Below are 24,925 nucleotides of genomic sequence, written 5' to 3'. Positions count from 1 at the left end.
CGACGCGGGGGCGTTACGCGCCCAGCTTCGTCAGCTCGGCGGGGAGCGCCGAGCCCTCGACCTGCTTGCCGTCGATCTTGATCGTCGGCGTGCCCTCGATGCCGGCGTCGTTGAAGCTGTCGATCATCTCCAGGGCCCACTTGTCGAACGTGCCCTTGTTGACGGCCTTGCGGAACTCCTTGTTCCCCTTCAGCGCGTCGACGTTGTCCGCGACGTCCAGCAGGTACTCGTTGTCGGCGAACTTGTCCTCGTTCTCCGGCGGGTGGTGCTCGGTCGAGTAGAGCAGGCCGTGGTACTCCTTGAACGCCTCGGGGCTGACGTCCAGGGCCGCCCCCAGGGCGCTCGCGGCGTTCTTGGAGCCGCTGCCGCCGAAGTTGCCGTCGATGATGTCGCCGAGGTGGACGCGCAGCTGGTACTTGCCGTCCTCGGCGCCCTGCTTGACGCGCTCGCCCAGCTGCTGCTCGAACTGCGCGCACGCGGGGCAGCGCAGGTCCTCGTAGACGTCGATCGTCGTCTTCGCGTCCTTGTCGCCGAGCACGACGGAGGTGCCCTTGTCGCCCTCGGCGTTCGCGGGCTGGACGAGCTTGGCGCTCTTGGCGGCGGCCCAGTCCTTGTCGCTGCCGTCGTCGCCGCCGAGGCTGGTGACCGCGAAGGCGATGCCGCCGACGATGGCCAGCGTGCCGACGACCGCGCCGCCGACGGCGAGCTGCCGGCGCACCTTCTCCTTCTTGGCCTGCTTCTCGCGCTCGGCGCGCAGCCGCTCGCGCGCGGCCCGCTTGGCTTCCTGGCTGTTTCGCTTGCTCATGGTGGGAGGTCCTCGTGTGTGATCGGTGTGGCCGGGTGACGTGCCGGACGGCGGTGCTGCCGGATCAGGCAGCGGCCGGGCACGGCGGGCCACGCCGCAGGACCGAGTGCAGCAGGTGCGGCCGCGGGAGGACGGCGCGGGTACGGTCCCACCGGCGGCCGGGGCGGCCGGTGCTCCGCACCGGGGCGACGGTGACGCTCGCCACGGCCAGCAGCAGCGGGCGGAAGGCGACCGCCGCGGCGGCGCGCAGCAGCCCGGCCAGCGCCGCCTCGCCGCGGCGCAGCCAGGCGGCGGCGAGCAGGCCGACGCCGACGTGGGCGGCGAGCAGCAGCCACGGGCTTGCGGCGGTGCCCGCGAGGGCCTCGCCGCGGCTGGTCATCCCGGCCAGCGGGGTACCGATCTCGCCGGAGCAGAGCAGGTCGAAGCCCAGCGAGCGCATGGAGCCGGCGACGGGGCCGCCGGACCGCCCGTAGCAGGTGTGCTGGCCGGCGGTGAAGACGGTGTCGGCGGCCAGCTCCAGGGGCACGAGCACGGCCGCGATGCCCCAGTAGCCGCGCTCGCGGCGGCCGGCGAGCAGGAAGGCGACGGCGAAGACGCCGGCGGAGAGCGCGGCCAGGGTGCCCAGCGGCAGCGGGGTGGCGGAGAGGAGCACGTGGGCGCCCGCGGACAGGGTGATGCACAGCGCGGTGAAGACCGCCGCGCGCGTCGCCCTGATCGTTACGGCCGCATGTTCCATCGTGCGCGATTCTGCCATGGCCGACGGTAAACGGCGGCTAAAGGGGGGTCCTGGCTTCCCCCCGGTCCGGGGCCGGGCTGTCAGTGCCGGCGCCTAGACTTCCCAGCGTTCCTGCCCGGGCCCTCGCGCCCACCGTCTGCTGGAGGTCCTCCGCCGTGGCCAAGCCGCCTTTTACGCATCTGCATGTGCACACGCAGTATTCGCTGCTGGACGGGGCGGCGCGGTTGAAGGACATGTTCGCGGCGTGTCGTGAGATGGGGATGTCGCATATCGCGATGACGGATCACGGGAATCTGCATGGTGCGTATGACTTCTTTGCGCAGGCGACGGCGGCGGGGGTGACGCCGATCATCGGGATCGAGGCGTATGTGGCGCCGGAGTCGCGGCGGAACAAGCGGAAGGTGCAGTGGGGGCAGCCGCATCAGAAGCGTGATGACGTGTCGGGTTCCGGGGGGTATACGCACAAGACGATCTGGGCGTCGTCCCGTACGGGTTTGTACAATTTGTTCCGGTTGTCGTCGGATGCGTATGCGGAGGGGTGGCTGCAGAAGTGGCCGCGGATGGACAAGGAGGTGATCGCTGAGCACGCGGAGGGGCTGATCGCTTCGACGGGGTGTCCGTCGGGTGAGGTGCAGACGCGGTTGCGGCTGGGTCAGTTCGACGAGGCGCTGGCGGCGGCGGCGGGGTATCAGGAGGTGTTCGGGAAGGAGCGGTATTTCCTGGAGTTGATGGATCACGGGATCGAGATCGAGCGGCGGGTACGGGACGGGCTGCTGGAGATCGGGCGGAAGCTGGGGATTCCGCCGCTGGTGACGAATGATTCGCATTACACGTATGCGCAGGAGTCGGGTGCGCATGATGCGTTGCTGTGTATTCAGACGGGGAAGAATCTGTCGGATCCGGATCGGTTCCGGTTCGATGGGACGGGTTATTACCTGAAGTCGACCGAGGAGATGTATGCGATCGATTCCTCGGACGCGTGGCAGGAGGGGTGTGCGAACACGCTGCTGGTGGCGGAGCAGATCGACACCGCGGGGTGGTTCGACAAGCGGGACCTGATGCCCCGCTTCGAGGTCCCCGACGGCTACACCGAGGTCACCTGGTTCCAGGAGGAGGTCCGCCGCGGCATGGCCCGCCGCTACCCGGGCGGCGTCCCCGAGGACCGCCAGAAGCAGGCCGAGTACGAGATGGACGTCATCATCCAGATGGGGTTCCCGGGGTACTTCCTGGTGGTCGCGGACTTCATCATGTGGGCGAAGAACAACGGGATCGCGGTGGGGCCGGGGCGCGGCTCGGCGGCGGGGTCGATCGTGTCGTACGCGATGGGGATCACGGACCTGGACCCGATCGAGCACGGGCTGATCTTCGAGCGGTTCCTGAACCCGGAGCGGGTGTCGATGCCGGATGTGGACATCGACTTCGACGAGCGCAGGCGGGCGGAGGTGATCCGCTACGTCACGGAGAAGTACGGCGCGGACAAGGTCGCGATGATCGGCACGTACGGGACGATCAAGGCGAAGAACGCGATCAAGGACTCGGCGCGGGTGCTGGGCTATCCGTACGCGATGGGCGACCGCATCACCAAGGCCATGCCCGCCGACGTGCTCGGCAAGGGCATCCCGCTCTCCGGCATCACCGACCCCGACCACCCGCGGTACTCGGAGGCCGGCGAGGTCCGCGGGCTGTACGAGAACGAGCCGGATGTGAAGAAGGTCATCGACACCGCGCGCGGTGTGGAGGGCCTGGTGCGGCAGATGGGCGTGCACGCGGCGGGTGTGATCATGTCCAGCGAGCCGATCGTGGACCACGTCCCGGTGTGGGTGCGGCACACCGACGGGGTGACGATCACCCAGTGGGACTACCCCACCTGCGAATCGCTCGGCCTGCTGAAGATGGACTTCCTCGGCCTGCGGAACCTCACCATCATGGACGACGCCGTCAAGATGGTGAAGCAGAACAAGGGCAAGGACATCGAGCTGCTCTCGCTGCCGCTCGACGACCCCCAGACCTTCGAACTGCTCGGCCGCGGCGACACCCTCGGCGTCTTCCAGTTCGACGGCGGGCCCATGCGCTCCCTGCTGCGCATGATGAAGCCCGACCACTTCGAGGACATCTCCGCGGTCTCCGCGCTGTACCGGCCCGGCCCCATGGGCATGAACTCGCACATCAACTACGCGCTGCGCAAGAACGGCCAGCAGGAGATCACCCCGATCCACCCGGAGCTGGAAGAGCCGCTCAAGGAAGTCCTCGACATCACCTACGGCCTGATCGTCTACCAGGAGCAGGTGCAGAAGGCCGCGCAGGTCCTCGCCGGATACTCGCTGGGCCAGGCCGACCTGCTGCGCCGGGCGATGGGCAAGAAGAAACAGGAAGTACTCGACGCCGAGTTCGTCAACTTCCAGAAGGGCGCCCGGGAAAAGGGCTACAGCGACCAGGCGATCCAGGCCGTCTGGGACGTCCTGGTCCCCTTCGCCGGGTACGCGTTCAACAAGGCCCACTCCTCCGCGTACGGCCTCGTGTCGTACTGGACGGCGTATCTCAAGGCGAACTATCCCGCCGAGTACATGGCCGCGCTGCTGACGTCCGTGCGCGACGACAAGGACAAGTCCGCGGTCTACCTCAACGAGTGCCGCAAGATGGGCATCAAGGTGCTCCCCCCGGACGTCAACGAGTCCGACGCCAACTTCACCCCCCGCGGTGACGACACGATCGTGTTCGGCCTGACCGCCGTCCGCAACGTCGGGCAGAACGTCGTGGAGTCGATCGTTCGCAACCGCAAGGCGAAGGGGCGGTACGCGTCCTTCCCCGACTTCCTCGACAAGGTCGACGCCGTCGTGTGCAACAAGCGCACCGTCGAGTCGCTGATCAAGGCGGGCGCGTTCGACGCCCTCGGCCACACCCGCAAGGGCCTCACCGCGCAGTACGAGCCGATGATCGACAACGTGGTGTCGGTCAAGCGGAAGGAGGCGGAGGGCCAGTTCGACCTCTTCGGGGGGATGGGCGACGAGGCCGCCGCCGACGAGCCGGGCTTCGGGCTGGACGTGCAGTTCACGGAGGAGGAGTGGGAGAAGCCGTACCTGCTCGCGCAGGAGCGGGAGATGCTCGGCCTCTACGTCTCCGACCACCCGCTGTTCGGCATCGAGCACGTCCTGGGCGACAAGGCCGACGTCGCCATCGCCGCGCTCAACGGCGGCGAGCACGCCGACGGCGCCATCGTCACCATCGGCGGCATCATCTCCGGGCTCCAGCGCAAGATGACCAAGCAGGGCAACGCCTGGGCCATCGCCACCGTCGAGGACCTCGGCGGCTCCATCGACTGCATGTTCTTCCCGGCCACGTACCAGCTGGTCTCCACCCAACTCGTCGAGGACGCCATCGTCTTCGTCAAGGGCCGCCTCGACAAGCGCGAGGACGTCCCCCGCCTGGTCGCCATGGAACTCTCCGTCCCCGACCTGTCCGAGGTGTCCGCCAACGCGCCGGTGACGATCACGATCCCCACGGTCAGGGTCACCCCGCCGCTGGTGGAGAAGCTGGGCGAGGTGCTGTCCCAGCACCGCGGCGGCACGGAGGTGCGCGTGAAGCTCCAGGGCTCCCGCACCACCACCGTGCTCCGCCTCGACCGGCACCGGGTGACGTCGGACCCGGCGCTCTTCGGCGACCTCAAGGCACTGCTCGGGCCGTCCTGCCTCGCGGGCTGACGGGCGCGGGCGCGCCCGCGAGGGGCGCGCCCGCCGGGCCGTGCTTCAGTTGTGCCCGAAGCGCTTCACCTTGTGCTTCTGCGTCTTGTGGCTGCCGGTGCCGGGGTTCACGGCCTCGCTGACCTGGTCGGGCGGCGGCCCGTCGGCGGGGGAGTCCGGCTCGGCGCCGCGCTCCTCGCGCGGGGCGGCGGCGCGTTCGTTCTGGCGGTTCCGGTGCTTACGGCTCATGGGGGCTCACCGCTCCCCGGGCCGGGGGCGGCGCTCGAAGCCGCCCGCGGGCGACTCGGCCCGGGTGTCGTCCCCGGGCGGGATCTCGTCGAAGGACCGCCGCCGGCCGCGGTCCGGTATGCCGGCCGGGGAACCGGCGTACTTGTCCCGGTGGGAGTGCTGTTGCTGCTTCTTCTCGCGGTTCTTGCGCTTACCCATCACTGATCCTTTTCAGGCGCGGTCCCCCGCGGAGATCACCCTCGCACGGCCCGAGATGCCTCGCATGTCGGATAATTACCGTGCGTAGTACGCGCTGTTCATGGCCGGGCAGCGGTGTCCGCCACGCCGATGATCGATGCCCTGCTGTTAACCACCCCGCAGTGGGGCAGACTCGAAGGCAACCCGACATGAACTCCGCGGCTCGGGCCCGGAACCGGCTGAGAAGAGGGTGAATCGTGGACCGCTGCGTCGTCCTGGTGGACGCCGGCTACCTGCTGGGCGCCGCCGCGAGTCTGCTCGCCGGGGAACCCGCCCGCTCCCGGATCACCGTCGACCACCCCGCGCTCGTCCAGGGGCTGCGGGACCAGGCCGAGGCCGACACCGGGCAGCGGCTGCTGCGGATCTACTGGTTCGACGGCGCCCCCGACCGCGTACCGCAGCCGGAGCACCGGCGGCTGCGGGTGATGCCCCGCGTCACCGTCCGCCTCGGCGCCCTCACCCGCAGCGACGGCCGCTGGGCGCAGAAGGGCGTCGACGCCGCGATGCACGCCGAGCTGACCGAGCTGGCCCGCAACCGCGCCTGCGCCGACGTCGTGCTCGTCACCGGCGACGGCGACCTGCTGCCCGGCATGATGTCCGCGAAGGAGCACGGCGTCGCCGTGCACCTCTGGGCGGTCCAGGCCGCCGACGGCGACTACAACCAGTCCGAGGACCTGGTCGCCGAGGCCGACGAGCGGCGCGTGCTGGACCGGGCCTGGATCACCCGCGCCATGCAGGCCAAGGACCTCACCGGCATCTGCGCCCCCAGCCCGGTGCCGCGCCCCGAGATCGCCGCGATCCTTTCCGCCCCGCCCTCGGAGTCCTCCGTCGCCGGCAAGCAGACCGTCGCCAACGGCACCGCGCCGGCCGACCCGGCCACCGAGCGGGGCCACGCCGCCCCCGACGGTGCGGCGGCGCCCGCGCCCGTAACCGACGACGAGGAGGACCCCGGCGCCAAGGGCGGCGTACCCACCCCGAAGGACCTCGCGAGCCTCGGCCGCCCCGCCGTCCCCGAGGGCCGCCCCGGGCCCCCCGCGGGCAGCGCCACCCTGCGCTGGTCGTCCGACCGCGGCTGGGTGGAGCGGCCGGGCGCGGAGCCGCCGGACGTCGCCGGGCTGCCCACCCTCGCCCAGCTCACCACCGCCGAGCAGCGCTGGGCGGACCGCGAGGAGGACATCACCGTCATCGGCGGCGATCCCTTCGAGGTGGGCCAGGTCTTCGCCCGGCGCTGGATGGAGCGGCTGGCGGACCAGGCGAAGCTGCGGCTGCTGGCCGGGCAGTACCCGCGGATCCCGCACCGCATCGACGGTGAGCTGCTGCGCTACGCCGCCCGCTTCGGGCTGCTGGCGCACAAGGACGACCAGATCGACGAGCGCGACCGGTACGCGATCCGTGCCGGGTTCTGGCGCGAGGTGGACGTCAGCTCGGCCGCCGAGCACGCGCAGGCGGCGGAGCCGGAGTCGTAGCCGCGCGCGTACTCCACGGCCCGCCTTGTCCGTCCACGTCCCGCACGCGCGCGTACACCGCCGTGGCCCCGCACGCGCGCGTACGCCGCCGTGCGCACCCGCCTCAGCGGGTCGGCGAGCCCCAGCCCTGCCAGCCGCCCGGCGGCGGCGGAGGCACCGGCGGCTCCGGGTCCCGCGGCCCGAACAGCCCGGTCAGCACCAGGTGGACCGCCATCGCCGCCGCCGGCCACGCCAGCAGCGCGCCCTTGGCCTTCAGCTCCAGCGGCGCGTCGAGGAAGCCGCCCTCGCCGACCTCCCCGGCCCGCTGCGCCACGTTCTGCGACGGGCCCAGCCAGATGCCGAACCGCCAGGCCACCACCGCCCCGAGCAGCGCACCCGCCGCCAGCCCCAGCACCAGCGGCAGCCCGCCGCGGCGCCGCCACAGGAACACCGCCAGCGCCGTCACCGCGCCGAAGGCGAGCCCCAGCAGCGCGAACGAGCCGTCGATGGAGATGGCGTCCTCGCTCTCGCTCTCCTTCAGCCAGGCGCCGCCGTCGCGCACCACCAGCGGCACCCGCGGCGCCAGCTGCGCCCACAGGAAGCCCAGCAGGAGGCCCAGCGCCGCCACGCCCACCAGGACCAGGAACGCCTGGCCCACCTCCGTGCCCAGGTCGGTGTCGTCGCCACCCCGCTTCCCCGGATGCCTCCCGTCCGCCGCCGCGCCGGAGGGGGACGGGTAGCGCCAGGCGTTGTGGTCCGGCTGATTGTGCGGGGGCTGCTCGTGCGGTGTCAGGGGAGCGGTCACCCCGTCATCGTGCCAGGGCCGGGGCTGCCCGCCGTAGCCAGGACGGTCGTTCGGAATGTCGCCGTGACCGCCGCCTCTCACGAGCGCAGCGCCGCCCTGCGGTACGCCCACGTCGCCGCGGCCAGCGCCGCCACCCCGACCGCGGCGCAAACCCCCAGGTCGACGAGGACCGCGGCCCAGTCCGGGCCCGCCGCGAACGTCTCCATCAGCGCCTCCACGCCGTACGTGGACGGCAGCAGATCGCGGGCGAAGGACACCGGCCCCGGCATCCGCTCCGCGGGCAGCACGCCGAGCAGCAGCGCCGCCGACATGCCCAGCTGGCCGCAGAGCGTCGCCAGCTCCGGCCGCGGCGCCAGCAGCCCGAGCACCGCCCCGAGCCCGGCCAGCGCGGCGCCCGACAGCGGGACGACGGCGACGAGGATCCACAGGTGCGTCAGCGGCAGCTCGAACAGGACACTGCCCGTCACGGCCGTGACGACCGTGCCGGGCACGGTGAACGAGGCGTACGCGCCGGCCGCCCCCAGGACGACGGCGGCCGGCGGCACCGGGAGCGTCGCGTAGTGGTCGAGGCCGCCGGTCGCGCGCAGCTGGCCGAAGTACTGCGCCAGCAGGTTCAGCGCCACGAACGCCACGACCAGCACCGTCGAGCCGGCGACTACGGCGTGGGCCTCGGAGCTGCGCGCCTCGGCGTCCACCACGCCGCGCATCAGGACCATGATCCCGATGGACTGGAAGGTGGCGACGAAGAGCAGCGGCAGCCGGGCGACCCGGGCGCGGGAGAGCTGGGCGCGGTAGACGGCGGCGAGGGCGGGGAAGAGCGGGACCCGGGGGGCGAGGGCGACGGCGGCCGGTTCGGCGGGCCGGGCCCGGCCGCCGGGGTCTTCCGCGGCGCCCGCCGCCGAGTCGGTGCCGGGCGTCCCGGTGCCTGCCATCCCGTCGGTCCCGGCCTCTCTCCCCGCGGCGGCGGACCCGGCCGGCGCCGGTCCCGCCGGCGGCCCGGAGCCGTCGGGCGGGGCCTGCGCGAGGCCGAGCTGTCCGTCCGTCATGCCTTCACCAGTCCCTCGTCCCGCCCGCCGAGCGCCAGGTAGACGTCCTCCAGGCTCGGCGTCGTCAGCGTGAAGTCGTCCAGTTCGGCGAACGCCGGCCCGCCCGTCACCGCCGCCACCGCGGCGCGCGCCGCGTCCTCCGGCAGCCGCAGCGTCCAGCGCCGGCCGGTGCGGCGGGCGGTCCGGGCCAGCTCGGCGATCTGCGGCACGTCCAGCGGCGGCTTGTCGCGCCAGACCAGGTCCACCCGTACCTCCCCGCCCACCAGGGTCTTCAGCCCGGCGGGGGAGTCGCAGGCGATGACCCGGCCGCGGTCGAGCACCGCGACCCGGTCGAGGACGGTCTCGGCCTCGATGACGTTGTGCGTGACGAGCAGCACCGTCGCGCCGCGCTCGGCCCGGCGCCGGTCGACCGCCGCCCACACCGCGCGCCGGGCCACCGGGTCCATCGCGGTCGTCGGCTCGTCCAGGACCAGCAGCGGCCGCTCGCCGACCAGCGCCGCCGCCACGCACGCCAGCCGCCGCTCGCCGCCGGAGAGGCGGCGCAGCGGGCGGTCCGCGAGGGGGGCGAGGCCGAGTTCGTCCAGGACCGCGTCGCGCTCGGCGCGCGCGGCGGCGGCGGGCAGGCCGCGCAGCCGGGCGGTGGTCTCGGCGGCCAGCGCCACGGTCAGGTCGTCGAGGGCCGTGGACTCCTGGCCGAGGTACGCCAGCAGCCGGGCGGCCAGCTCGGGGCGGCGCACGAGGTCGTGGCCGAACAGCTCGATGCCGCCGGAGTCGGGGCGCAGCAGGCCGGTGAGCTGGCGTACGAGGGTGGACTTGCCGGCGCCGTTGGGTCCGAGCAGGCCGAAGATCTCGCCGGCGCGGATGTCGAGGCCGACGCCGTCACAGGCCCGCACCGGCCCGGCGGGGGGCGCGTCGGCGCCGCCGCGCCCCGCGGAGCGGCGCGCGCGCTTCGCGCGGGGGGCGGGGTAGGTCTTCACCAGATCGCGTACGGCGCACACCACCGCGCCCGGCCGGGTGGGGGTCCCGGCCGGGGCCGGACCCGCCGCTTCGGTGCGCGTACTCACGAACTACGAGGGTACGCGGTGCCGAACGGCCCGGCCCGTGGGGGGAGGGCTGCGCGGAGCCTGGACGGAATCCGCGCACTCCGGTATGACCTGGACATGTCGAAGAAGACGCGCAAGCGCAAGTGGCGTACCCGCAAGGGCCGGGCCAACCACGGCCGCCGACCCGCCTAGGACCGGCTCCGGGACCGGCTCCGGACCGGCGCTGTCAGTGGGGAGACCTACCCTGGGGCGGGTGTGCGGGCTGATGAGCGCGGCTCCGGACCGGCTCTGTCGGTGGACCGGCGCTGTCGGTGCGGCGGCCTACCCTGGGGCGGGTGTGCGGGCGATGGGTGCCAGCGTCGCGCCCGTCAGCTCCGCCAGCACCGTCGGCGACAGCTCCACCTCCAGCCCGCGCCGGCCCGCGGAGACGCAGACCGTCGGCCGCCCGGCGGCCGAGGCGTCCAGCACCGTCGGCAGCCGCCTGCGCTGGCCCAGCGGGGAGATGCCGCCGCGGACGTAGCCCGTGGTGCGCTCGGCGTGCGCCGGGTCGGCCATGACGGCCTTCTTGCCGCCGGCCGCCGCGGCCAGTGCCTTGAGGTCCAGGGAGCCGGAGACCGGCACGATCGCCACCGTCAGCGCGCCGTCGACCTCCGCGAGCAGGGTCTTGAAGACCTGGGCGGGGTCGACGCCGAGCGCCTCGGCGGCCTCCTCGCCGTACGACGCGGCGGCGGGGTCGTGGGCGTAGGCGTGCACGGTGAACTCGGCGCCGGCCTTCGTCAGCGCCACGGTGGCCGGGGTGGACCCGGTCTGCTTCTTCTTGGCCATGTGGTGAGGTGCGGGGCTCAGTTGGGACTGGTCGGGCTCCGGGTCAGGTCGACCGCGGGCAGCGACGGGAGCTTACCCAGCACCGCGGTCTCCCGTCGCAGGATTTTCAGCTCCGCCGACAGCCGCGCCGCCGTGTCCCGCGCCTGGAGGAGCCGCTGCTTCGACGGGGTGTCCAGCACCGCCGCCGCGGCGACGAGGTACGACAGCACCGACGGCTCGTCCGGCAGCTCCGTGGCCGCGCCCAGCGACCGCTCGCGGGCGCCGGCCAGCCGCTTCTGGTACGTCCTGAAGGCCCGTATCACCGCCGCGGACAGCACGCCCGCGCCCTCGCCCGACTGCTCCGGCAGCGCCTCGACCTCGGCGGTCAGGTACTCGCCGGAGGCGTCCACCGACAGCAGCCGGAACCGGCGGGTGCCGGTGACCAGCACCTCGTACCCGCCGCTGTCCTTCTCCCGGATCGTCGCCGCGTCGGCGACGCAGCCGACGCCGTAGAACGCCTGCATCGGATCGGCGCCGAAGCCGGCCGCCGGGCCCCGCTCGGGCCGCGCGGTCGGGTCCGGCAGGCCGGGCCCGGTGGGCGCGACCTCGCGGCCGTCGCGGATCGCCACCACGCCGAACCGCCGCTCCGACTCGGGCAGCTTGCGCAGGTCGCGCATCATCGCCCGGTACCGCTCCTCGAAGACGTTCAAGGGCATGACGAGCCCCGGGAACAGCACCGCGTTCAGCGGGAAGAGAGGAAGGCGTGCGGTGGTCACAGGCGGATCCTAACGGTCCCGGCCGGTACCTCACTGGCGGCGCAGCGTACGGGAGACGCCGGCCGCCACCGTGGTGGCGAGGACCCAGCCGGCGAGCACGAGCACCGCGGCCGTCCACTGGTAATGCCCCGACTGGTGCCAGGCGTTGTCCTGGCCCAGGTCGATGACGGGCAGCAGCAGGTCGAGCACGTAGAGCGGCGGGTTCCACTGCGGGCCCTCGCCGGGGCGCAGCTCCCGCGGTTCCTGCCGGGCGAAGTACAGCGAGCCGACCGCCCACAGCACCGCCATCCACACCACGGCGCGGGTGGGGCGGTAGCCGTAGGCCACCGTCCAGTCCTGCACGAGGCCCCACGCCTTGCCGGTCAGCGACAGCGTCTCGCGCTCCCGGCGGTGCTTGGCGAGCATGACCTCGCGGGCGTCGTGGTCCTCGCCGCTGTGGCGCAGGACGGTGGCCAGCAGCTCGTACGGCTCCGGGGAGAACTCCGGGGTGGCCGCCTCCACCCACTCCAGCCGGTGCGCCAGCGGGAAGGCGCCGACGGGTATGAGGTGCTCGTAGAAGAAGCCGGCCATCGCCAGCCGGCCGGGGCCGGGCCAGCTCGTGTACTTGTCGCGGAGGTTGACCACCCGGGCGCCGGAGAGCACGACCTTGCCGCCCTCCGGCTCGCGCCCCATGAACCGCAGCTCCGGCGTCTGGATGCGGCGCATGGACAGCTCCTGCTCCGGATCCATGACGAAGCGCGCGCCGTCGAGGTCGACGGAGTCGCCGAAGCGGCCGTCGTCCAGCCGCAGCCCGCCGTGGCACTCGAACCGCTGCATCCGCGTGCCGCGCGGCGGGGTGTGGCCGCTGATGCCGTACGGGGGCGTGGCCCCGCCCGTCGCGGCCTCGGGGACCGCCGCCGGGGCCATGTGCAGCGAGCGCTCGACGGTCAGCTGCGGCGCGTTGAGCGCCCGCCTGCCGTACGGGTTGCGCAGGACGCTGCCGCTCAGGTTCAGCGAGACCCCGACGGTGGCGCCGCGCAGCCGCACCTCGCCGTGCGCCTGGAGCAGGTCGGCCTGGAGGTCCTGGCCGACGGCGATGCCGTCGGCGGATATCGCCACGCCGCGCCGGTCCCGGCCGACGGTGAGCTGGCTGAGCAGCAGGTCCGTGCCTATCTGCGCGTCGGTCAGCCGGATGCCGCCGTCGACGGTGCAGCGCGGCATGTGCACGTCGCCGCTGGTCGTCAGCCGGGCGGCCTCCAGCCGCGGGATGGAGCACTCCACCAGGCGCAGCGTGGTGAAGGAGCACTCGGGCAGCAGCACCTCGTTCTCGAAGCGGCAGTTGCGCAGCTCCACGTACGGGTCGACGTGGCCGCCGGCGAGGTCGAGCGTGCCGGTGACGAGCGCGCCGGCCAGCTTCAGCGACGCCACCCGGCCGGGACGCGCCGGTGGGCCGTGCAGCAGGAGGCGGGCGAGCAGGGAGGCGCGCACGCCGCGCTCCGCCCCCCAGACGTGCAGCCCCGCCGGGTCGTTCTGCGCGGGGTCGCGCGAGCGGAGGTCGTACGTCACCCCCTCCTGGAAGGCCTCCCACAGCCCCCGTTCCGTCGCCGAAAGGTCCTCGGGCGGCTCCGCCCGGTCCTGCTGTGCAGCGGTCAACAACACGCTCCCCTGGTCGGCCCGCGTCCGTCCCGTACGGCTCTGATTCCCCTCGGGACGGCACACTGAACGCTAGTACCACGTACTGACAGTGACGAGTTCGCGGTCCAGCCTGTGGACAGCCGGGCCGGGGGCCCCGGGCGTCTGAGAGACTTGAGCACGTGATCTCCCGAATCGATCTGCGCGGCTCCGCCGCCGCTTCCGACGCAGGCGGCGGCATCGACCGCGACCTGCTGCCCCGTGCCGAGCTGGACGTCGAGGCCGCCCTGGAGAAGGTGCGGCCGCTGTGCGAGGACGTCCGGCATCGCGGCACGGCGGCGGTGATCGATATCACAGAGCGTTTCGACGGCGTGACGCTGGAGCGGCTGCGGGTGCCCGCGGAGGCGCTGCGGCGCGCGCTGGCCGAGCTGGACCCGAAGGTGCGCGCCGCGCTGGAGGAGTCCGTCCGCCGCGCCCGCACCGTCCACCGCGAGCAGCGCCGGAGCGAGACGACGGTGAAGGTCGTCCCCGGCGGCACGGTCACGGAGCGCTGGGTGCCGGTCGCCCGCGTCGGGCTGTACGTGCCCGGCGGCCAGGCCGTGTATCCGTCCTCCGTCGTCATGAACGTCGTGCCGGCCCAGGAGGCGGGCGTCCCGTCGCTGGCCGTCTCCTCGCCCCCGCAGAAGGACGTGCCGAACTCGTGGGGCGCCGGCCTGCCGCACCCGACGATCCTCGCCGCCTGCGCCCTGCTCGGCGTCGACGAGGTGTACGCCGCGGGCGGCGCCCAGGCCGTCGCCATGTTCGCGTACGGCACCGAGGAGTGCGCCCCGGCCGACCTCGTCACCGGCCCCGGCAACGTGTACGTGGCCGCCGCCAAGCGCCTGCTCAAGGGCCGCATCGGGATCGACGCCGAGGCCGGCCCCACCGAGATCGCCATCCTCGCCGACGACACCGCCGACGCCGCGCACGTCGCCGCCGACCTCATCAGCCAGGCGGAGCACGACGAGCTGGCCGCCGCCGTCCTCGTCACCCCCTCCGAGCGGCTCGCCGGCGCCGTCGAGGCGGAGCTGAGGACGCAGGTGGCCGCCACCCGGCACGCGGCGCGGATCACCGCCGCGCTCGGCGGCCGGCAGTCCGGCATCGTGCTCGTGGACGACCTGGAGGCGGGGCTGCGAGTCGTCGACGCCTACGCGGCCGAGCACCTGGAGATCCAGACCGCCGACGCCGCCGCGCTCGCCGCCCGGGTGCGCAACGCCGGCGCGGTCTTCGTCGGCCCGTACGCCCCCGTCTCCCTCGGGGACTACTGCGCCGGCTCCAACCACGTGCTGCCCACCGGCGGCTGCGCCTGCCACTCCTCCGGCCTGTCCGTGCAGTCCTTCCTCAAGGGCATTCACGTCGTGGACTACACGCGCGACGCCCTCGCCGAGGTCACGGCGCACGTCGTCACCCTCGCGGAGGCCGAGGACCTGCCCGCCCACGGGGCCGCGCTGAAGGCCAGGTTCGAGGGGAAGGTGCCGCAGCCGTGACCGCGATCGACGACCTGCCGGTCCGCGACGAGCTGCGCGGCAAGTCCCCCTACGGCGCGCCCCAGCTCGACGTCCCCGTCCGGCTCAACACCAACGAGAACCCGTACCCGCTGCCCGAACCCCTCGTCCGGCGCATCGCCGAGCGCGTCACCGAGGCCGCCCGCCGGCTCAACCGCTACCCCGACCGGGACGCGACCGAGCTGCGCACCGAGCTCGCCCGCTACCTGTCCCGCACCGCCGGGCACCGGGTGGACACCGCGCAGGTGTGGGCCGCCAACGGCTCCAACGAGGTCATCCAGCAGCTGCTGCAGACCTTCGGCGGCCCCGGCCGCACGGCCATCGGCTTCGAACCGTCGTACTCGATGCACGCCCTCATCTCCCGCGGCACCGGCACCGGCTGGATCTCCGGACCGCGGCGCGCGGACTTCACCATCGACGTCGACGCCGCCGAGCGCGCTCTCGCCGAGCACCGCCCCGACGTGGTCTTCGTCTGCTCGCCGAACAACCCCACCGGCACCGCCGTCGACCGCGAGACCGTCCTCAGGCTGTACGAGGCCGCGCAGGCGGCGAAGCCGTCGATGGTCGTCGTGGACGAGGCGTACGGCGAGTTCAGCCACCGCCCGTCGCTGCTGCCGCTGATCGAGGGCCGGCCCCGGCTCGTCCTCACCCGCACGATGTCCAAGGCGTTCGGCGCCGCCGGCCTGCGGCTGGGCTATCTCGCCGCCGACCCCGCCGTGGTCGACGCGGTGCAGCTCGTCCGGCTGCCGTACCACCTGTCCGCCGTCACCCAGGCCACCGCGCTCGCCGCCCTGGAGCACACCGATACGCTTCTCCGGTACGTCGAACAGCTCAAGCAGGAGCGGGACCGGCTCGTGTCGGAACTGACCGCGCTCGGCTGCGAGGTCACCGAGTCCGACGCGAACTTCGTCCAGTTCGGCCGCTTCCCGGACGCGCATGTCGCGTGGGAGCGGCTGCTGGCCGCGGGCGTGCTGGTCCGGGACAACGGCGTGCCCGGCTTCCTGCGCGTCAGCGCAGGCACCCCGGCCGAGAACGACGCGTTCCTGGATGCGGTGCGCGCGCTGAAGAAGGAGAGCAACTCATGACCCGCGTGGGCCGCGTCGAGCGCACCACGAAGGAGACCTCCGTCGTCGTCGAGCTGAACCTCGACGGCCGCGGCGACGTCTCCGTGTCGACAGGCGTCGGCTTCTTCGACCACATGCTCGACCAACTGGGCCGCCACGGCCTCTTCGACCTCACCGTCAAGACCGACGGCGACCTGCACATCGACAGCCATCACACCATGGAGGACACCGCGCTTGCCCTGGGCGCCGCCTTCCGGCAGGCCCTCGGCGACAAGCGCGGCATCGTGCGGTTCGCCGACGCCTCCGTGCCGCTGGACGAGTCGCTGGCCGAGGTCACCGTGGACCTCTCCGGCCGTCCGTACCTGGTGCACTCCGAGCCCGCGGGCATGGCCCCGATGATCGGCGCGGACTACGACACCACGATGACCCGGCACATCCTGGAGTCGTTCGTCGCCCAGGCGCAGGTCGCGCTGCACGTCCGCGTCCCGTACGGGCGCAACGCGCACCACATCGTGGAGTGCCAGTTCAAGGCCCTGGCCCGGGCCCTGCGCCACGCCTCGGAGATCGACCCGCGGCAGACCGGTATCCCGTCGACCAAGGGCGCCCTCTGATGAGCGGCCTGTCGATACTGCTGCTCTTCGTGGGGCTGTTCCTGCTCGGCGGGGTGATCTCCTTCGTCAAGCAGGGCCAGTCGAAGAACGTGATCGCCGTGCTCGCCATCGGCTCCGCGATGGCGCTCGCCGCCGGCATCCTGCGGCTGGGGGTGTGGGATTGAGCGACAAGAGCGTCGTCGTCTTCGACTACGGCTTCGGCAACGTCCGCTCCGCCGAGCGCGCCGCCGCCCGCGCCGGCGGCGTTGTGGAGATCACCGGTGACTACGACCGCGCCATGGCCGCCGACGGCCTCCTCGTCCCCGGCGTCGGCGCCTTCGCCGCCTGCATGGGCGGCCTGAAGGAGGCCCGCGGCGACTGGGTCGTCGAGCGCCGCCTCGCCGGCGGCCGGCCGGTGCTGGGCATCTGCGTCGGCATGCAGATCCTCTTCGAGCGCGGTGTCGAGCACGGCGTACGGACCGACGGCATGGGCGAGTGGCCCGGCACGGTCGAGGCGCTGCGGGCCGGCGTCGTGCCGCACATGGGCTGGAACACCGTCGAGACCGCGGCCGGCTCCCGGATGTTCGCGGGGATCGACCCCGGCGAGCGGTTCTACTTCGTCCACTCCTACGCCGTCCGCCGCTGGGAGTTCGAGGTGCACAACCCGGCCATCACCCCGCCCGCGGTCACCTGGAGCACCCACGGCGAGCCGTTCGTCGCCGCCGTCGAGAACGGCCCCCTGTGGGGCGCCCAGTTCCACCCCGAGAAGTCCGGCGACGCCGGCGCCCAGCTGCTGAAGAACTGGATCGAGACCCTCTGATGACGCCCCGCGAGACCCCCGCCGCCCTGGAGCTGCTGCCCGCCGTCGACGTCCGCGACGGCCAGGCCGTACGCCTCGTGCACGGCGAGTCCGGCACCGAGACCGGCTACGGCGACCCGCTGGACGCCGCGCTCGCCTGGCAGCGCGCCGGCGCCGGGTGGCTGCACCTCGTCGACCTCGACGCCGCCTTCGGCACCGGCGACAACCGCGCCCGGATCGGCGAGGTCGTCCGGGCCATGGACATCAAGGTCGAGCTGTCCGGCGGCATCCGCGACGACGACTCCCTGGCCGCCGCCCTCGCCACCGGCTGCACCCGCGTCAACCTCGGCACCGCCGCCCTGGAGTCCCCGGAGTGGGTCGCCGGGGTCATCGCCGAGCACGGCGACCGCGTCGCCGTCGGCCTCGACGTCCGCGGCACCACGCTGCGCGGCCGCGGCTGGACCCGCGACGGCGGCGACCTGTACGAGACGCTGGCGCGCCTCGACGCCGAGGGCTGCGCGCGCTACGTGGTCACCGACATCAACAAGGACGGCACCCTCAAGGGCCCCAACCTGCAACTGCTGCGCGACGTCTGCGCCGCCACCGACCGCCCCGTCGTCGCCTCCGGCGGCGTCTCCTCCCTCGATGACCTGCGGGCCATCGCCACGCTGGTCCCCGAGGGTGTCGAGGGCGCCATCGTGGGCAAGGCCCTCTACGCGAAGGCGTTCACCATGGAAGAGGCGTTGGAGGCGGTGTCCTGATGGCAGCTGGCGGCGTACGTCGAATCTCGTCCGGTGCTCCCTGGGAGGAGGAGTTCGGCTACTCGCGCGCGGTGGAGCTGCCGAACGGCCTGGTGCTGGTGGCCGGTTGCACGTCCGTCGTCAACGGGGCGATCTCCGGCGAGGGCGATCCGCACGCCCAGGCCATGAACGCCTTCGGGGTCGCGTTCGAGGCGCTGAAGCAGCTCGGCCTGGAGCGCGAGGACGTGGTGCGCACCCGGATGTTCCTCACCCACGCCCGCGACGTGGAGGCGGTCGGCGCGGCGCACAAGGAGCTGTTCGACGCCATCCGCCCGGCCGCGTCGCTGATCATCGTCTCCGGCTTCGTCGACCCCCGCCTCGTCGTCGAGGTCGAGGTCGAGGCGTACCGCCCCGGCAGCCCGGGGGAGGCGGTCGGCGCATGACCCTGGCGGTACGGGTGATCCCCTGCCTGGACGTGGACGGCGGCCGGGTCGTCAAGGGCGTCAACTTCCGCGACCTGCGCGACGCCGGCGACCCGGTCGAGATGGCCGGGGTCTACGACGCGGAGGGCGCCGACGAGCTGACGTTCCTCGACATCACCGCGTCCTCCGGCGACCGCGAGACGACGTACGAGATGGTGCGCCGCACGGCGGAGCAGGTCTTCATCCCGCTCACGGTCGGCGGCGGCGTGCGTACGGTGGCGGACGTGGACCGGCTGCTGCGCGCGGGCGCCGACAAGGTCGGGGTGAACACCGCGGCGATCGCCCGGCCGGAGCTGATCCGCGAGATCGCCGAGCGCTTCGGGCGCCAGGTGCTGGTGCTGTCGGTGGACGCGCGGCGCAGCGGCGCCCGGCCGGCGGCGGACGGCGCGGAGGGCGCGGACGGCACGGAGGGGGCGGCGACCCCCTCGGGCTTCGAGGTGACGACGCACGGCGGGCGGCGCGGCACCGGCATCGACGCGGTCGAGTGGGCGCGGCGGGCCGCGGAGCTGGGCGCGGGCGAGATCCTGCTCAACTCGATGGACGCCGACGGCACGAAGGACGGCTACGACACCGAGATGATCGCCGCCGTACGCGAGCACGTGACGATCCCCGTCGTCGCCAGCGGCGGCGCGGGCCGGCTGGAGGACTTCCCCCCGGCGGTCGACGCGGGCGCGGACGCGGTGCTGGCGGCGTCGGTGTTCCACTTCGGCGACCTGCGGATCGGCGAGGTGAAGGAGACGCTGCGCGCGTCGGGCCGTGCGGTACGGGGAGCGCGCGCGGCGCGGCCCTGAGCCGGACCGGCGCCGCCGCCCGGGCCCCCGGGTGCCGCCTCAGCCGGTGTGCAGGACCCGGAAGCGGCCGGGCTCCGCCGGATCCCGGTCGACGACCTGGACCGGCGGCCACGCCCACTGCCACACCCCGGTCTCCGGCACCCGGGAGAACCGCACCGGTCCGCGGGTCCCGTCGACCTCGACGTCCGCCCAGGCCACGTCGGTACGCGCGGCCCCCGCACCCCGGCGCCGGAGCACGTCGGCGAGCACGGCGACCGTGTCGTAGCCCTCGAAGGCGACGAAGGACGGCTCCTCGCCGAGCCGGTCGCGCAGGGCGGCCCCGACCCGCGCGCCGAGGGGCGTGAGCCGCTCGGGCAGATAGCGCAGGAACGGGATCGCCGCGCCGTCGTCGCCCAGCAGCTCCGCCCACTCGGCGAACTCCGGCTGCCCGGCGGGGGCGCCGATCAGCATCCCGGCGAGGTGCGGGTCGCGGCGTACGGCCCGGACGATCGGGACGGCCGGCTCCGGTTGGCCGACCAGCAGCAGCAGGGCGGTCGCGCCGCTGCCGGCGAGGGCGCCGCACAGGGTCTCGGGGGTGAGCGCGCCGGTGTCGAGTTCGGTGACCGTACCGCCGTGCGGGGCGAGCCGGTCGTGCAGGAGGCGGGTGCCGGACGCCCAGTACACGCTGGGCTGGGTCGCCACGGCGACGTGGCGGTGGCCGGCGCCGAGGAGGAAGTCCGCGTAGCGCCGCCAGCCGTGGGACTGCGCCGGGGCGAGCCGCGCGACGCCGTCCGCCGGCCCGTCGGTGAGCGCGTCGAGGACGGCCGACGAGCACAGGAACGGCACGCCGAGGGCGTCGGCGCGGGCGGCGGCGGCGCGGGCGACGACGCTGTGGTACTCCCCGGCCAGCGCGGCGACGCCCAGGCCGGCCAGCTCGTCCACGGCCGCCGCGGCGCGGTCCGGGTCGGCGGCGGTGTCGCGTATGACCAGTTCCAGGGGGTGTCCGGCGATCCCGCCGGCGTCGTTGACCTCGTCGGCGGCCAGGCCGAGCCCGGCGACCAGGTGCCGGCCCGCCGCGGTCCAGCCGGGCGGGGTGAGCGGGGCGAGGGCGCCGATGCGCAGGGGCTCGTCGTCCGGTCGCGGGGGGCGCGCCTGGGTCGTCATGGCGCTCATTGCACCCCGGTGGCGCGGCCGTCGGCAACCGGGTATCGCTCTACGGGACCGGATCGCCCGCCCGCTCCGGCGGCGCGTCCGCCCGCGCGTCCACAAGTGCCCCCGGCAGCGTCGCCACCAGCCGGTCCACCTGCCGCAGCGACGCCGCCAGCGCCGCGTCCGGGTCGTCCGCGTGCACCACCGCCATCGCGCACTCGCACAGCGCCCCGAAGACCACCGACGCCATCGCGTCCAGCTCCACCGCGGGCACCGCGCCGTCGCCGCCCACGGCCGCCGCCAGCCCGCGCCGCGTCATCGCCCGGCAGTCCGCCTGCACCTCGCGCATGACCGCCCAGCCCAGCGCCCCCGGCGCGTCGAGGAGCGTGATCCGCTGGGTGCCCGGTTCGAGGGAGCCGGTGAGGAACGCGCGCTGGCCCGCGCGCAGCCCGTCCCACGGGTCCGCGCACGCGCGGAAGGCGGCGGCGATGGCGTCGCGCAGCCGGTGCTGTTCGGCCGCGTAGACGGCGTGGAAGAGGGTCTGCTTGTTGCGGAAGTGGTGGTAGAGCGCGCCCTTCGTGATGCCCGCCCGGGCGCAGATCGCGTCGAGGGACGCGGCGGTGTAGCCGTCCCGGGCGAAGTGCGCCCGGGCGGCGCCGACCAGGTCCTTCGTCGTCGTCGCCGTGCGCTCCTGCTGCGTTCTGCGGGCCTTCATGTGCGCATTGTAAGCGGGCTCACGCTGTACATACGTACTCCCGGTATGTAACGCTGCAAGGGCAGGAGCACGCCGGCCGGCACGCGAAGAGTCGAGAGAGGGGCCCGCCGCCCATGACCACCACCGCAGTGATCGTCGACGCCGTCCGCACCGCCTCGGGCAAGGGCAAGCCCGGCGGCGCCCTGTCCGGCGTCCACTCCGTCGACCTGCTGGCCGAGGCGCTGCGCGCGCTCGTCGACCGCAGCGCCCTCGACCCCGGGCAGCTCGACGACGTGATCGCCGGCTGCGTCACCCAGGCCGCCGACCAGTCGTTCAACGTCGCCCGCAGCGCCGTGCTCGCCGCCGGCCTCCCCGAGTCCGTCCCCGCCACCACCGTCGACCGGCAGTGCGGCTCGTCCCAGCAGGCCGCGCACTTCGCGGCGCAGGGGGTCATGGCCGGGGCGTACGACATCGCCGTGGCCGCCGGCGTCGAGTCGATGAGCCGGGTGCCGATGGGCACCGCCGCCGTCGGCCGGGACCCGTTCGGCGAGCGCCTCGCCGCCCGCTACCCCGGCGGGCTGATCGCCCAGGGCCACTCCGCGGAGCTGATCGCGGCGCGGTGGGGGCTGGGCCGTACGGAGCTGGACGCGTTCGCGGAGCGCTCGCACCGGCTGGCGGCACGGGCCTGGGCGGACGGCGTCTTCGACGCGGACGTCGTACCCGTGGCCGAGCACCGCAGGGACGAGACCGTACGCCCGTCGACCTCCCTCGACGGCCTCGCCGCGCTCAAGCCGTCCTTCTACGACCCGGCCGTCGCCGAGCGCTTCCCCGAGATCGGCTGGCACATCACGCCGGGCAACTCCTCGCCGCTCACCGACGCCGCCTCCGCCGTGCTGATCATGAGCGAGGAGCGGGCGGCGGAGCTGGGCCTCGCGCCGCGGGCGCGGTTCCACTCCTTCGCGGTGACGGGCGACGACCCGGTGCTGATGCTGATGGGGATCGTGCCGGCGACCCGGAAGGTGCTGGCGAAGGCGGGGCTCACGGTCGCCGACATCGACGCCTTCGAGGTGAACGAGGCGTTCGCGCCGGTGCCGCTGGCGTGGCAGCGCGACGTGGGCGCCGACCCGGACCGCGTCAACGTCCACGGCGGCGCGATCGCCCTGGGCCACGCGCTGGGCGCGTCGGGGACGCGGCTGCTGGGGACGCTGCTCGGCGCGCTGGACGCGGTGGACGGGCGGTACGGGCTCCAGGTGACGTGCGAGGCGGGCGGCCTGGCGAACGCGACGGTCGTGGAGCGGCTGCGGTAGCCGCCGCGCGGGGCGCCGGGCGCCGGGCGCCGGGCGCCGAGCGCCGGGCGCCGAGCGCCGGGCGCCGAGCGGTGTCGGGCGGGGCCGGGGCCGCTGCGGCGCCCCGGCGGAGGTGCCGCGAGGGCTCCCCGCCCGGCCCGCCAGGGCGTACCGGCAGGCGTCTCGGGGCACCGGTGCGGAGACGTCCGCTCCGCGGCCGCCCGCGTGACGGCGTCACCGGCGGCAGGTCGTACGGGCGCCGACCCGCCGTCCGGCGGGCAGCCGGGCCGACGGCGATGCGCGTCCCGGCGCCCGCCTGCCGCAGGCGGGACCGCCGTGCGGCCCCGGCCCGCTGCTGCCCTGTCCGGTGCCCGCCGCCAGGCGTTACGCGCCCAGCGCCGCCGCCGTGCGCAGCGCGCCCGCGGCCTCCTCGTCGCGGCCCTGGCGCTGGAGCGTACGGCCCAGCATCAGGTGGGCGTAGTGCTCGACGGGATCGCGGTCGAGCACCGCGCGCAGCTCCGTCTCGGCGCGGCGCAGCTGCGCGGAGTGGTAGTAGGCGCGGGCCAGCAGCAGCCGCGGCGCGACCTGCTCCGGGTACTCCTCGACCACCGTGGCCAGCACCTTCGCCGCCCCGGCGTAGTCCTTGCCGTCGAAGAGCGCCCCGGCCCGCTCCCAGCGGGACGCCGCGTCCGCCGCCTCCGGCGCCGCGAACAGCGTCAGCGCGTCGCTCCAGCGGCTCGCGGCCGGCTCGCCGCCCGGGCCGTAGGCGTTGAAGCCACGGAACTCCTCGGTCGTCATCTCACTCCTTCCGGTTCTCCGGCCGCAGCGCGGCCAGCTGCTGCTCGAACGGGACCACCTGCTCGGGACCGCCGCCCGCCGGGCGCGGCTGCCGGCCGTGCATCAGCTCGGCCAGCTCGCCCGCCGCCCGGGCGATGCGGGTGGGCAGGGTGTCGGTCAGCGGGTCGCCGCTGCCGCCCCAGTCCTCGGCCGCCGCGTACACCGCGGTCGGCACGACGACGGACCGCAGGTAGGCGAAGAGCGGCCGCAGCGCGTGCTCCAGCACCAGCGAGTGCCGCGCCGTCCCGCCGGTCGCCGCGACCAGCACCGGCTTCCCGGTCAGCGCCCCGTCGTCCGCCGCGCCGATCACGTCGAAGAACGACTTGAACAGTCCGCTGTACGAACCGGAGAAGACCGGCGTCACGGCGATCAGGCCGTCCGCGTCCGTGACCGCCTCGACCGCCTCGGCGAGGGGCGCGGACGGGAAGCCGGTGACCATGTTGTGGGCGATGTCGGCCGCCAGGTCGCGCAGCTCGACCACCCGCACCTCGACCGCCCGGCCGTCGTCGGCCGGCTGCCGCCGTACCGCCTCGGCCAGGCGGTCGGCGAGCAGCCGGGTGGACGAGGGCACGCTCAGCCCGGCCGACACCACCGTCAGCTTCAGCGCGGTCATCGCGCCACCTCCTCCTTCTCGCTCTGCCCGGCGGCCGTCGCGGCCTCCGCCACGCGGGCCGCGTGGGTCGGAGCCTCGGGCACCCCGGCCGGGCGGCCCTTCGCGAACTCCTCGCGCAGCACCGGCACGACCTCCTCGCCGAGCAGGTCCAGCTGCTCCAGTACCGTCTTCAGCGGCAGCCCCGCGTGGTCGAGGAGGAACAGCTGCCGCTGGTAGTCCCCGAAGGACTCGCGGAACGTCAGCGTCTTCTCGACGACCTCCTGCGGGCTGCCCACCGTCAGCGGCGTCTGCGCGGTGAACTCCTCCATCGACGGTCCGTGCCCGTACACCGGCGCGTTGTCGAAGTACGGCCGGAACTCGGCGACCGCGTCCTGCGAGTTCTTCCGCATGAACACCTGCCCGCCGAGGCCGACGACCGCCTGCTCGGCGGTGCCGTGCCCGTAGTGGGCGTAGCGCGTGCGGTACAGGTCGATCAGCCGCTGGAAGTGCTCCTTCGGCCAGAAGATGTTGTTGGCGAAGAAGCCGTCACCGTAGTACGCGGCCTGCTCGGCGATCTCCGGCGAGCGGATGGAGCCGTGCCAGACGAACGGCGGCACGCCGTCCAGCGGGCGCGGGGTGGAGGTGAAGCCCTGCAGCGGGGTGCGGAAGCGGCCCTCCCAGTCGACGACGTCCTCGCGCCACAGCCGGTGGAGCAGCGCGTAGTTCTCGACGGCCAGCGGGATGCCCTGCCGGATGTCCTGGCCGAACCAGGGGTAGACCGGCCCGGTGTTGCCACGGCCCATCATCACGTCCACCCGGCCGTCCGCCAGGTGCTGGAGCATCGCGAAGTCCTCGGCGATCTTCACCGGGTCGTTCGTGGTGATCAGCGTGGTGGACGTGGACAGGATCAGCCGCTCGGTGCGCGCCGCGATCCAGCCGAGCATGGTGGTGGGGGACGAGGGGACGAACGGCGGGTTGTGGTGTTCGCCGGTGGCGAAGACGTCGAGGCCGACCTCCTCGGCCTTCAGCGCGATCGCCGTCATCGCCTTGATCCGCTCGTGCTCGCTCGGCACCCGGCCCGTGGTGGGGTCCTGGGTGACGTCGCCGACACTGAAGATCCCGAACTGCACCGGTCTCACCTTCT

At 73.9% G+C, this 24,925-nt stretch carries 26 protein-coding genes; 11 read left to right on the top strand and 15 right to left on the bottom strand.

Annotation, left to right across the window (positions count from 1 at the left end; translation table 11 throughout):
* Window positions 1-13: 13 nt before the first annotated feature.
* Together ACHZ99_RS02185 and ACHZ99_RS02180 are read right to left on the bottom strand one after the other, a co-directional pair.
* On the bottom strand, window positions 14-805 hold the full coding sequence (locus tag ACHZ99_RS02185; RefSeq protein ID WP_420302571.1) for a DsbA family protein: 792 nt from the start codon (window positions 803-805) through the stop codon (window positions 14-16).
* A 64-nt stretch (window positions 806-869) separates the two neighbouring features.
* Window positions 870-1,541, bottom strand: a complete 672-nt coding sequence (locus tag ACHZ99_RS02180) for a hypothetical protein (protein WP_420302570.1) — start codon at window positions 1,539-1,541, stop codon at window positions 870-872.
* A 155-nt stretch (window positions 1,542-1,696) separates the two neighbouring features.
* Here ACHZ99_RS02180 and dnaE point away from each other — a divergent pair, with 155 nt between their 5' ends.
* Window positions 1,697-5,239 carry a DNA polymerase III subunit alpha gene (gene dnaE, locus ACHZ99_RS02175; RefSeq protein WP_420302569.1) on the top strand — a complete coding sequence of 1,181 codons (3,543 nt, stop codon included), beginning with the start codon at window positions 1,697-1,699 and terminating at the stop codon, window positions 5,237-5,239.
* Window positions 5,240-5,284: 45 nt separating this feature from the next.
* Here dnaE and ACHZ99_RS02170 read toward each other — a convergent pair whose 3' ends face one another.
* Both ACHZ99_RS02170 and ACHZ99_RS02165 read right to left on the bottom strand, forming a co-directional pair.
* Window positions 5,285-5,467: a hypothetical protein gene (locus tag ACHZ99_RS02170; RefSeq protein WP_420302568.1), complete on the bottom strand. Its 183-nt coding sequence runs from the start codon at window positions 5,465-5,467 to the stop codon at window positions 5,285-5,287.
* Between the two features lie 6 nt (window positions 5,468-5,473).
* Window positions 5,474-5,665 (bottom strand): hypothetical protein, encoded by a 192-nt coding sequence (locus ACHZ99_RS02165; RefSeq protein ID WP_420302567.1) that lies wholly within the window; start codon window positions 5,663-5,665, stop codon window positions 5,474-5,476.
* 236 nt (window positions 5,666-5,901) lie between these two features.
* Here ACHZ99_RS02165 and ACHZ99_RS02160 point away from each other — a divergent pair, with 236 nt between their 5' ends.
* Window positions 5,902-7,170 carry an NYN domain-containing protein gene (locus ACHZ99_RS02160; protein ID WP_420302566.1) on the top strand — a complete coding sequence of 423 codons (1,269 nt, stop codon included), beginning with the start codon at window positions 5,902-5,904 and terminating at the stop codon, window positions 7,168-7,170.
* 103 nt (window positions 7,171-7,273) lie between these two features.
* Here the strand turns inward: ACHZ99_RS02160 and ACHZ99_RS02155 are convergent, their stop codons facing one another.
* From ACHZ99_RS02155 to ACHZ99_RS02130, 6 genes are all read right to left on the bottom strand, one after another.
* A complete protein-coding gene (locus ACHZ99_RS02155) occupies window positions 7,274-7,954 on the bottom strand; it encodes a hypothetical protein (protein ID WP_420302565.1) in 681 nt (226 codons plus the stop codon).
* A gap of 77 nt (window positions 7,955-8,031) precedes the next feature.
* A complete protein-coding gene (locus tag ACHZ99_RS02150; RefSeq protein ID WP_420302564.1) occupies window positions 8,032-9,000 on the bottom strand; it encodes an ABC transporter permease in 969 nt (322 codons plus the stop codon).
* Window positions 8,997-10,001, bottom strand: coding sequence for an ABC transporter ATP-binding protein (locus tag ACHZ99_RS02145; protein ID WP_420303181.1), 1,005 nt, complete (start codon window positions 9,999-10,001; stop codon window positions 8,997-8,999). Before ACHZ99_RS02145 ends, ACHZ99_RS02150 begins: the two co-directional genes overlap by 4 nt.
* A gap of 363 nt (window positions 10,002-10,364) precedes the next feature.
* Window positions 10,365-10,868 (bottom strand): Cys-tRNA(Pro) deacylase, encoded by a 504-nt coding sequence (gene ybaK / locus ACHZ99_RS02140; protein ID WP_420302563.1) that lies wholly within the window; start codon window positions 10,866-10,868, stop codon window positions 10,365-10,367.
* 17 nt (window positions 10,869-10,885) lie between these two features.
* Window positions 10,886-11,623 carry an LON peptidase substrate-binding domain-containing protein gene (locus tag ACHZ99_RS02135; protein WP_420302562.1) on the bottom strand — a complete coding sequence of 246 codons (738 nt, stop codon included), beginning with the start codon at window positions 11,621-11,623 and terminating at the stop codon, window positions 10,886-10,888.
* Window positions 11,624-11,653: 30 nt separating this feature from the next.
* Window positions 11,654-13,255, bottom strand: coding sequence for an oxidoreductase (locus ACHZ99_RS02130; protein ID WP_420302561.1), 1,602 nt, complete (start codon window positions 13,253-13,255; stop codon window positions 11,654-11,656).
* A 161-nt stretch (window positions 13,256-13,416) separates the two neighbouring features.
* Here ACHZ99_RS02130 and hisD point away from each other — a divergent pair, with 161 nt between their 5' ends.
* Genes hisD through hisF form a run of 8 tightly spaced genes read left to right on the top strand, consistent with a single transcriptional unit; the run spans window position 13,417 to window position 19,244 of the window.
* Entirely contained in the window at window positions 13,417-14,760 is a 1,344-nt protein-coding gene (gene hisD / locus ACHZ99_RS02125; RefSeq protein ID WP_420302560.1) for a histidinol dehydrogenase, read from the top strand.
* A complete protein-coding gene (locus ACHZ99_RS02120; protein WP_420302559.1) occupies window positions 14,757-15,863 on the top strand; it encodes a histidinol-phosphate transaminase in 1,107 nt (368 codons plus the stop codon). The genes hisD and ACHZ99_RS02120 overlap by 4 nt, the downstream gene beginning before the upstream one ends.
* Window positions 15,860-16,453 (top strand): imidazoleglycerol-phosphate dehydratase HisB, encoded by a 594-nt coding sequence (hisB, locus tag ACHZ99_RS02115; protein ID WP_420302558.1) that lies wholly within the window; start codon window positions 15,860-15,862, stop codon window positions 16,451-16,453. The genes ACHZ99_RS02120 and hisB overlap by 4 nt, the downstream gene beginning before the upstream one ends.
* Window positions 16,453-16,617: a hypothetical protein gene (locus tag ACHZ99_RS02110; RefSeq protein WP_420302557.1), complete on the top strand. Its 165-nt coding sequence runs from the start codon at window positions 16,453-16,455 to the stop codon at window positions 16,615-16,617. The genes hisB and ACHZ99_RS02110 overlap by 1 nt, the downstream gene beginning before the upstream one ends.
* Window positions 16,614-17,252, top strand: a complete 639-nt coding sequence (gene hisH, locus ACHZ99_RS02105; RefSeq protein ID WP_420302556.1) for an imidazole glycerol phosphate synthase subunit HisH — start codon at window positions 16,614-16,616, stop codon at window positions 17,250-17,252. The genes ACHZ99_RS02110 and hisH overlap by 4 nt, the downstream gene beginning before the upstream one ends.
* On the top strand, window positions 17,252-17,992 hold the full coding sequence (gene priA / locus ACHZ99_RS02100; protein WP_420302555.1) for a bifunctional 1-(5-phosphoribosyl)-5-((5-phosphoribosylamino)methylideneamino)imidazole-4-carboxamide isomerase/phosphoribosylanthranilate isomerase PriA: 741 nt from the start codon (window positions 17,252-17,254) through the stop codon (window positions 17,990-17,992). The genes hisH and priA overlap by 1 nt, the downstream gene beginning before the upstream one ends.
* Window positions 17,992-18,414 (top strand): RidA family protein, encoded by a 423-nt coding sequence (locus ACHZ99_RS02095; protein WP_420302554.1) that lies wholly within the window; start codon window positions 17,992-17,994, stop codon window positions 18,412-18,414. Before priA ends, ACHZ99_RS02095 begins: the two co-directional genes overlap by 1 nt.
* The gene (gene hisF, locus ACHZ99_RS02090) at window positions 18,411-19,244 is read left to right on the top strand and encodes an imidazole glycerol phosphate synthase subunit HisF (protein ID WP_420302553.1); all 834 of its coding nucleotides are present in this window, start codon (window positions 18,411-18,413) and stop codon (window positions 19,242-19,244) included. The genes ACHZ99_RS02095 and hisF overlap by 4 nt, the downstream gene beginning before the upstream one ends.
* A 39-nt stretch (window positions 19,245-19,283) precedes the next feature.
* Here hisF and ACHZ99_RS02085 read toward each other — a convergent pair whose 3' ends face one another.
* Together ACHZ99_RS02085 and ACHZ99_RS02080 are read right to left on the bottom strand one after the other, a co-directional pair.
* Window positions 19,284-20,387 (bottom strand): ABC transporter substrate-binding protein, encoded by a 1,104-nt coding sequence (locus ACHZ99_RS02085; RefSeq protein ID WP_420302552.1) that lies wholly within the window; start codon window positions 20,385-20,387, stop codon window positions 19,284-19,286.
* Between the two features lie 49 nt (window positions 20,388-20,436).
* A complete protein-coding gene (locus tag ACHZ99_RS02080) occupies window positions 20,437-21,087 on the bottom strand; it encodes a TetR/AcrR family transcriptional regulator (protein WP_420302551.1) in 651 nt (216 codons plus the stop codon).
* Window positions 21,088-21,200: 113 nt separating this feature from the next.
* Here ACHZ99_RS02080 and ACHZ99_RS02075 point away from each other — a divergent pair, with 113 nt between their 5' ends.
* Window positions 21,201-22,373, top strand: a complete 1,173-nt coding sequence (locus ACHZ99_RS02075) for a thiolase family protein (RefSeq protein WP_420302550.1) — start codon at window positions 21,201-21,203, stop codon at window positions 22,371-22,373.
* 363 nt (window positions 22,374-22,736) lie between these two features.
* On the opposite strand, the gene ACHZ99_RS02070 is transcribed toward ACHZ99_RS02075, so the two are convergent.
* From ACHZ99_RS02070 to ACHZ99_RS02060, 3 genes are read right to left on the bottom strand one after another with little or no spacing between them, the layout of a single operon-like run.
* On the bottom strand, window positions 22,737-23,150 hold the full coding sequence (locus ACHZ99_RS02070; RefSeq protein WP_420302549.1) for a tetratricopeptide repeat protein: 414 nt from the start codon (window positions 23,148-23,150) through the stop codon (window positions 22,737-22,739).
* A gap of 1 nt (window position 23,151) precedes the next feature.
* On the bottom strand, window positions 23,152-23,802 hold the full coding sequence (locus ACHZ99_RS02065) for an FMN reductase (RefSeq protein ID WP_420302548.1): 651 nt from the start codon (window positions 23,800-23,802) through the stop codon (window positions 23,152-23,154).
* Entirely contained in the window at window positions 23,799-24,911 is a 1,113-nt protein-coding gene (locus tag ACHZ99_RS02060) for an LLM class flavin-dependent oxidoreductase (RefSeq protein ID WP_420303180.1), read from the bottom strand. Before ACHZ99_RS02060 ends, ACHZ99_RS02065 begins: the two co-directional genes overlap by 4 nt.
* Between the last annotated feature and the right edge of the window lie 14 nt (window positions 24,912-24,925).

The sequence above is a fragment of the Streptomyces sp. MAR4 CNX-425 genome (assembly GCF_048656465.1).
Lineage (GTDB): Bacteria > Actinomycetota > Actinomycetes > Streptomycetales > Streptomycetaceae > Streptomyces.
The sequence above is the reverse complement of the archived record's forward strand: the minus strand, read 5'-3'. Positions and strand labels throughout refer to the sequence as shown.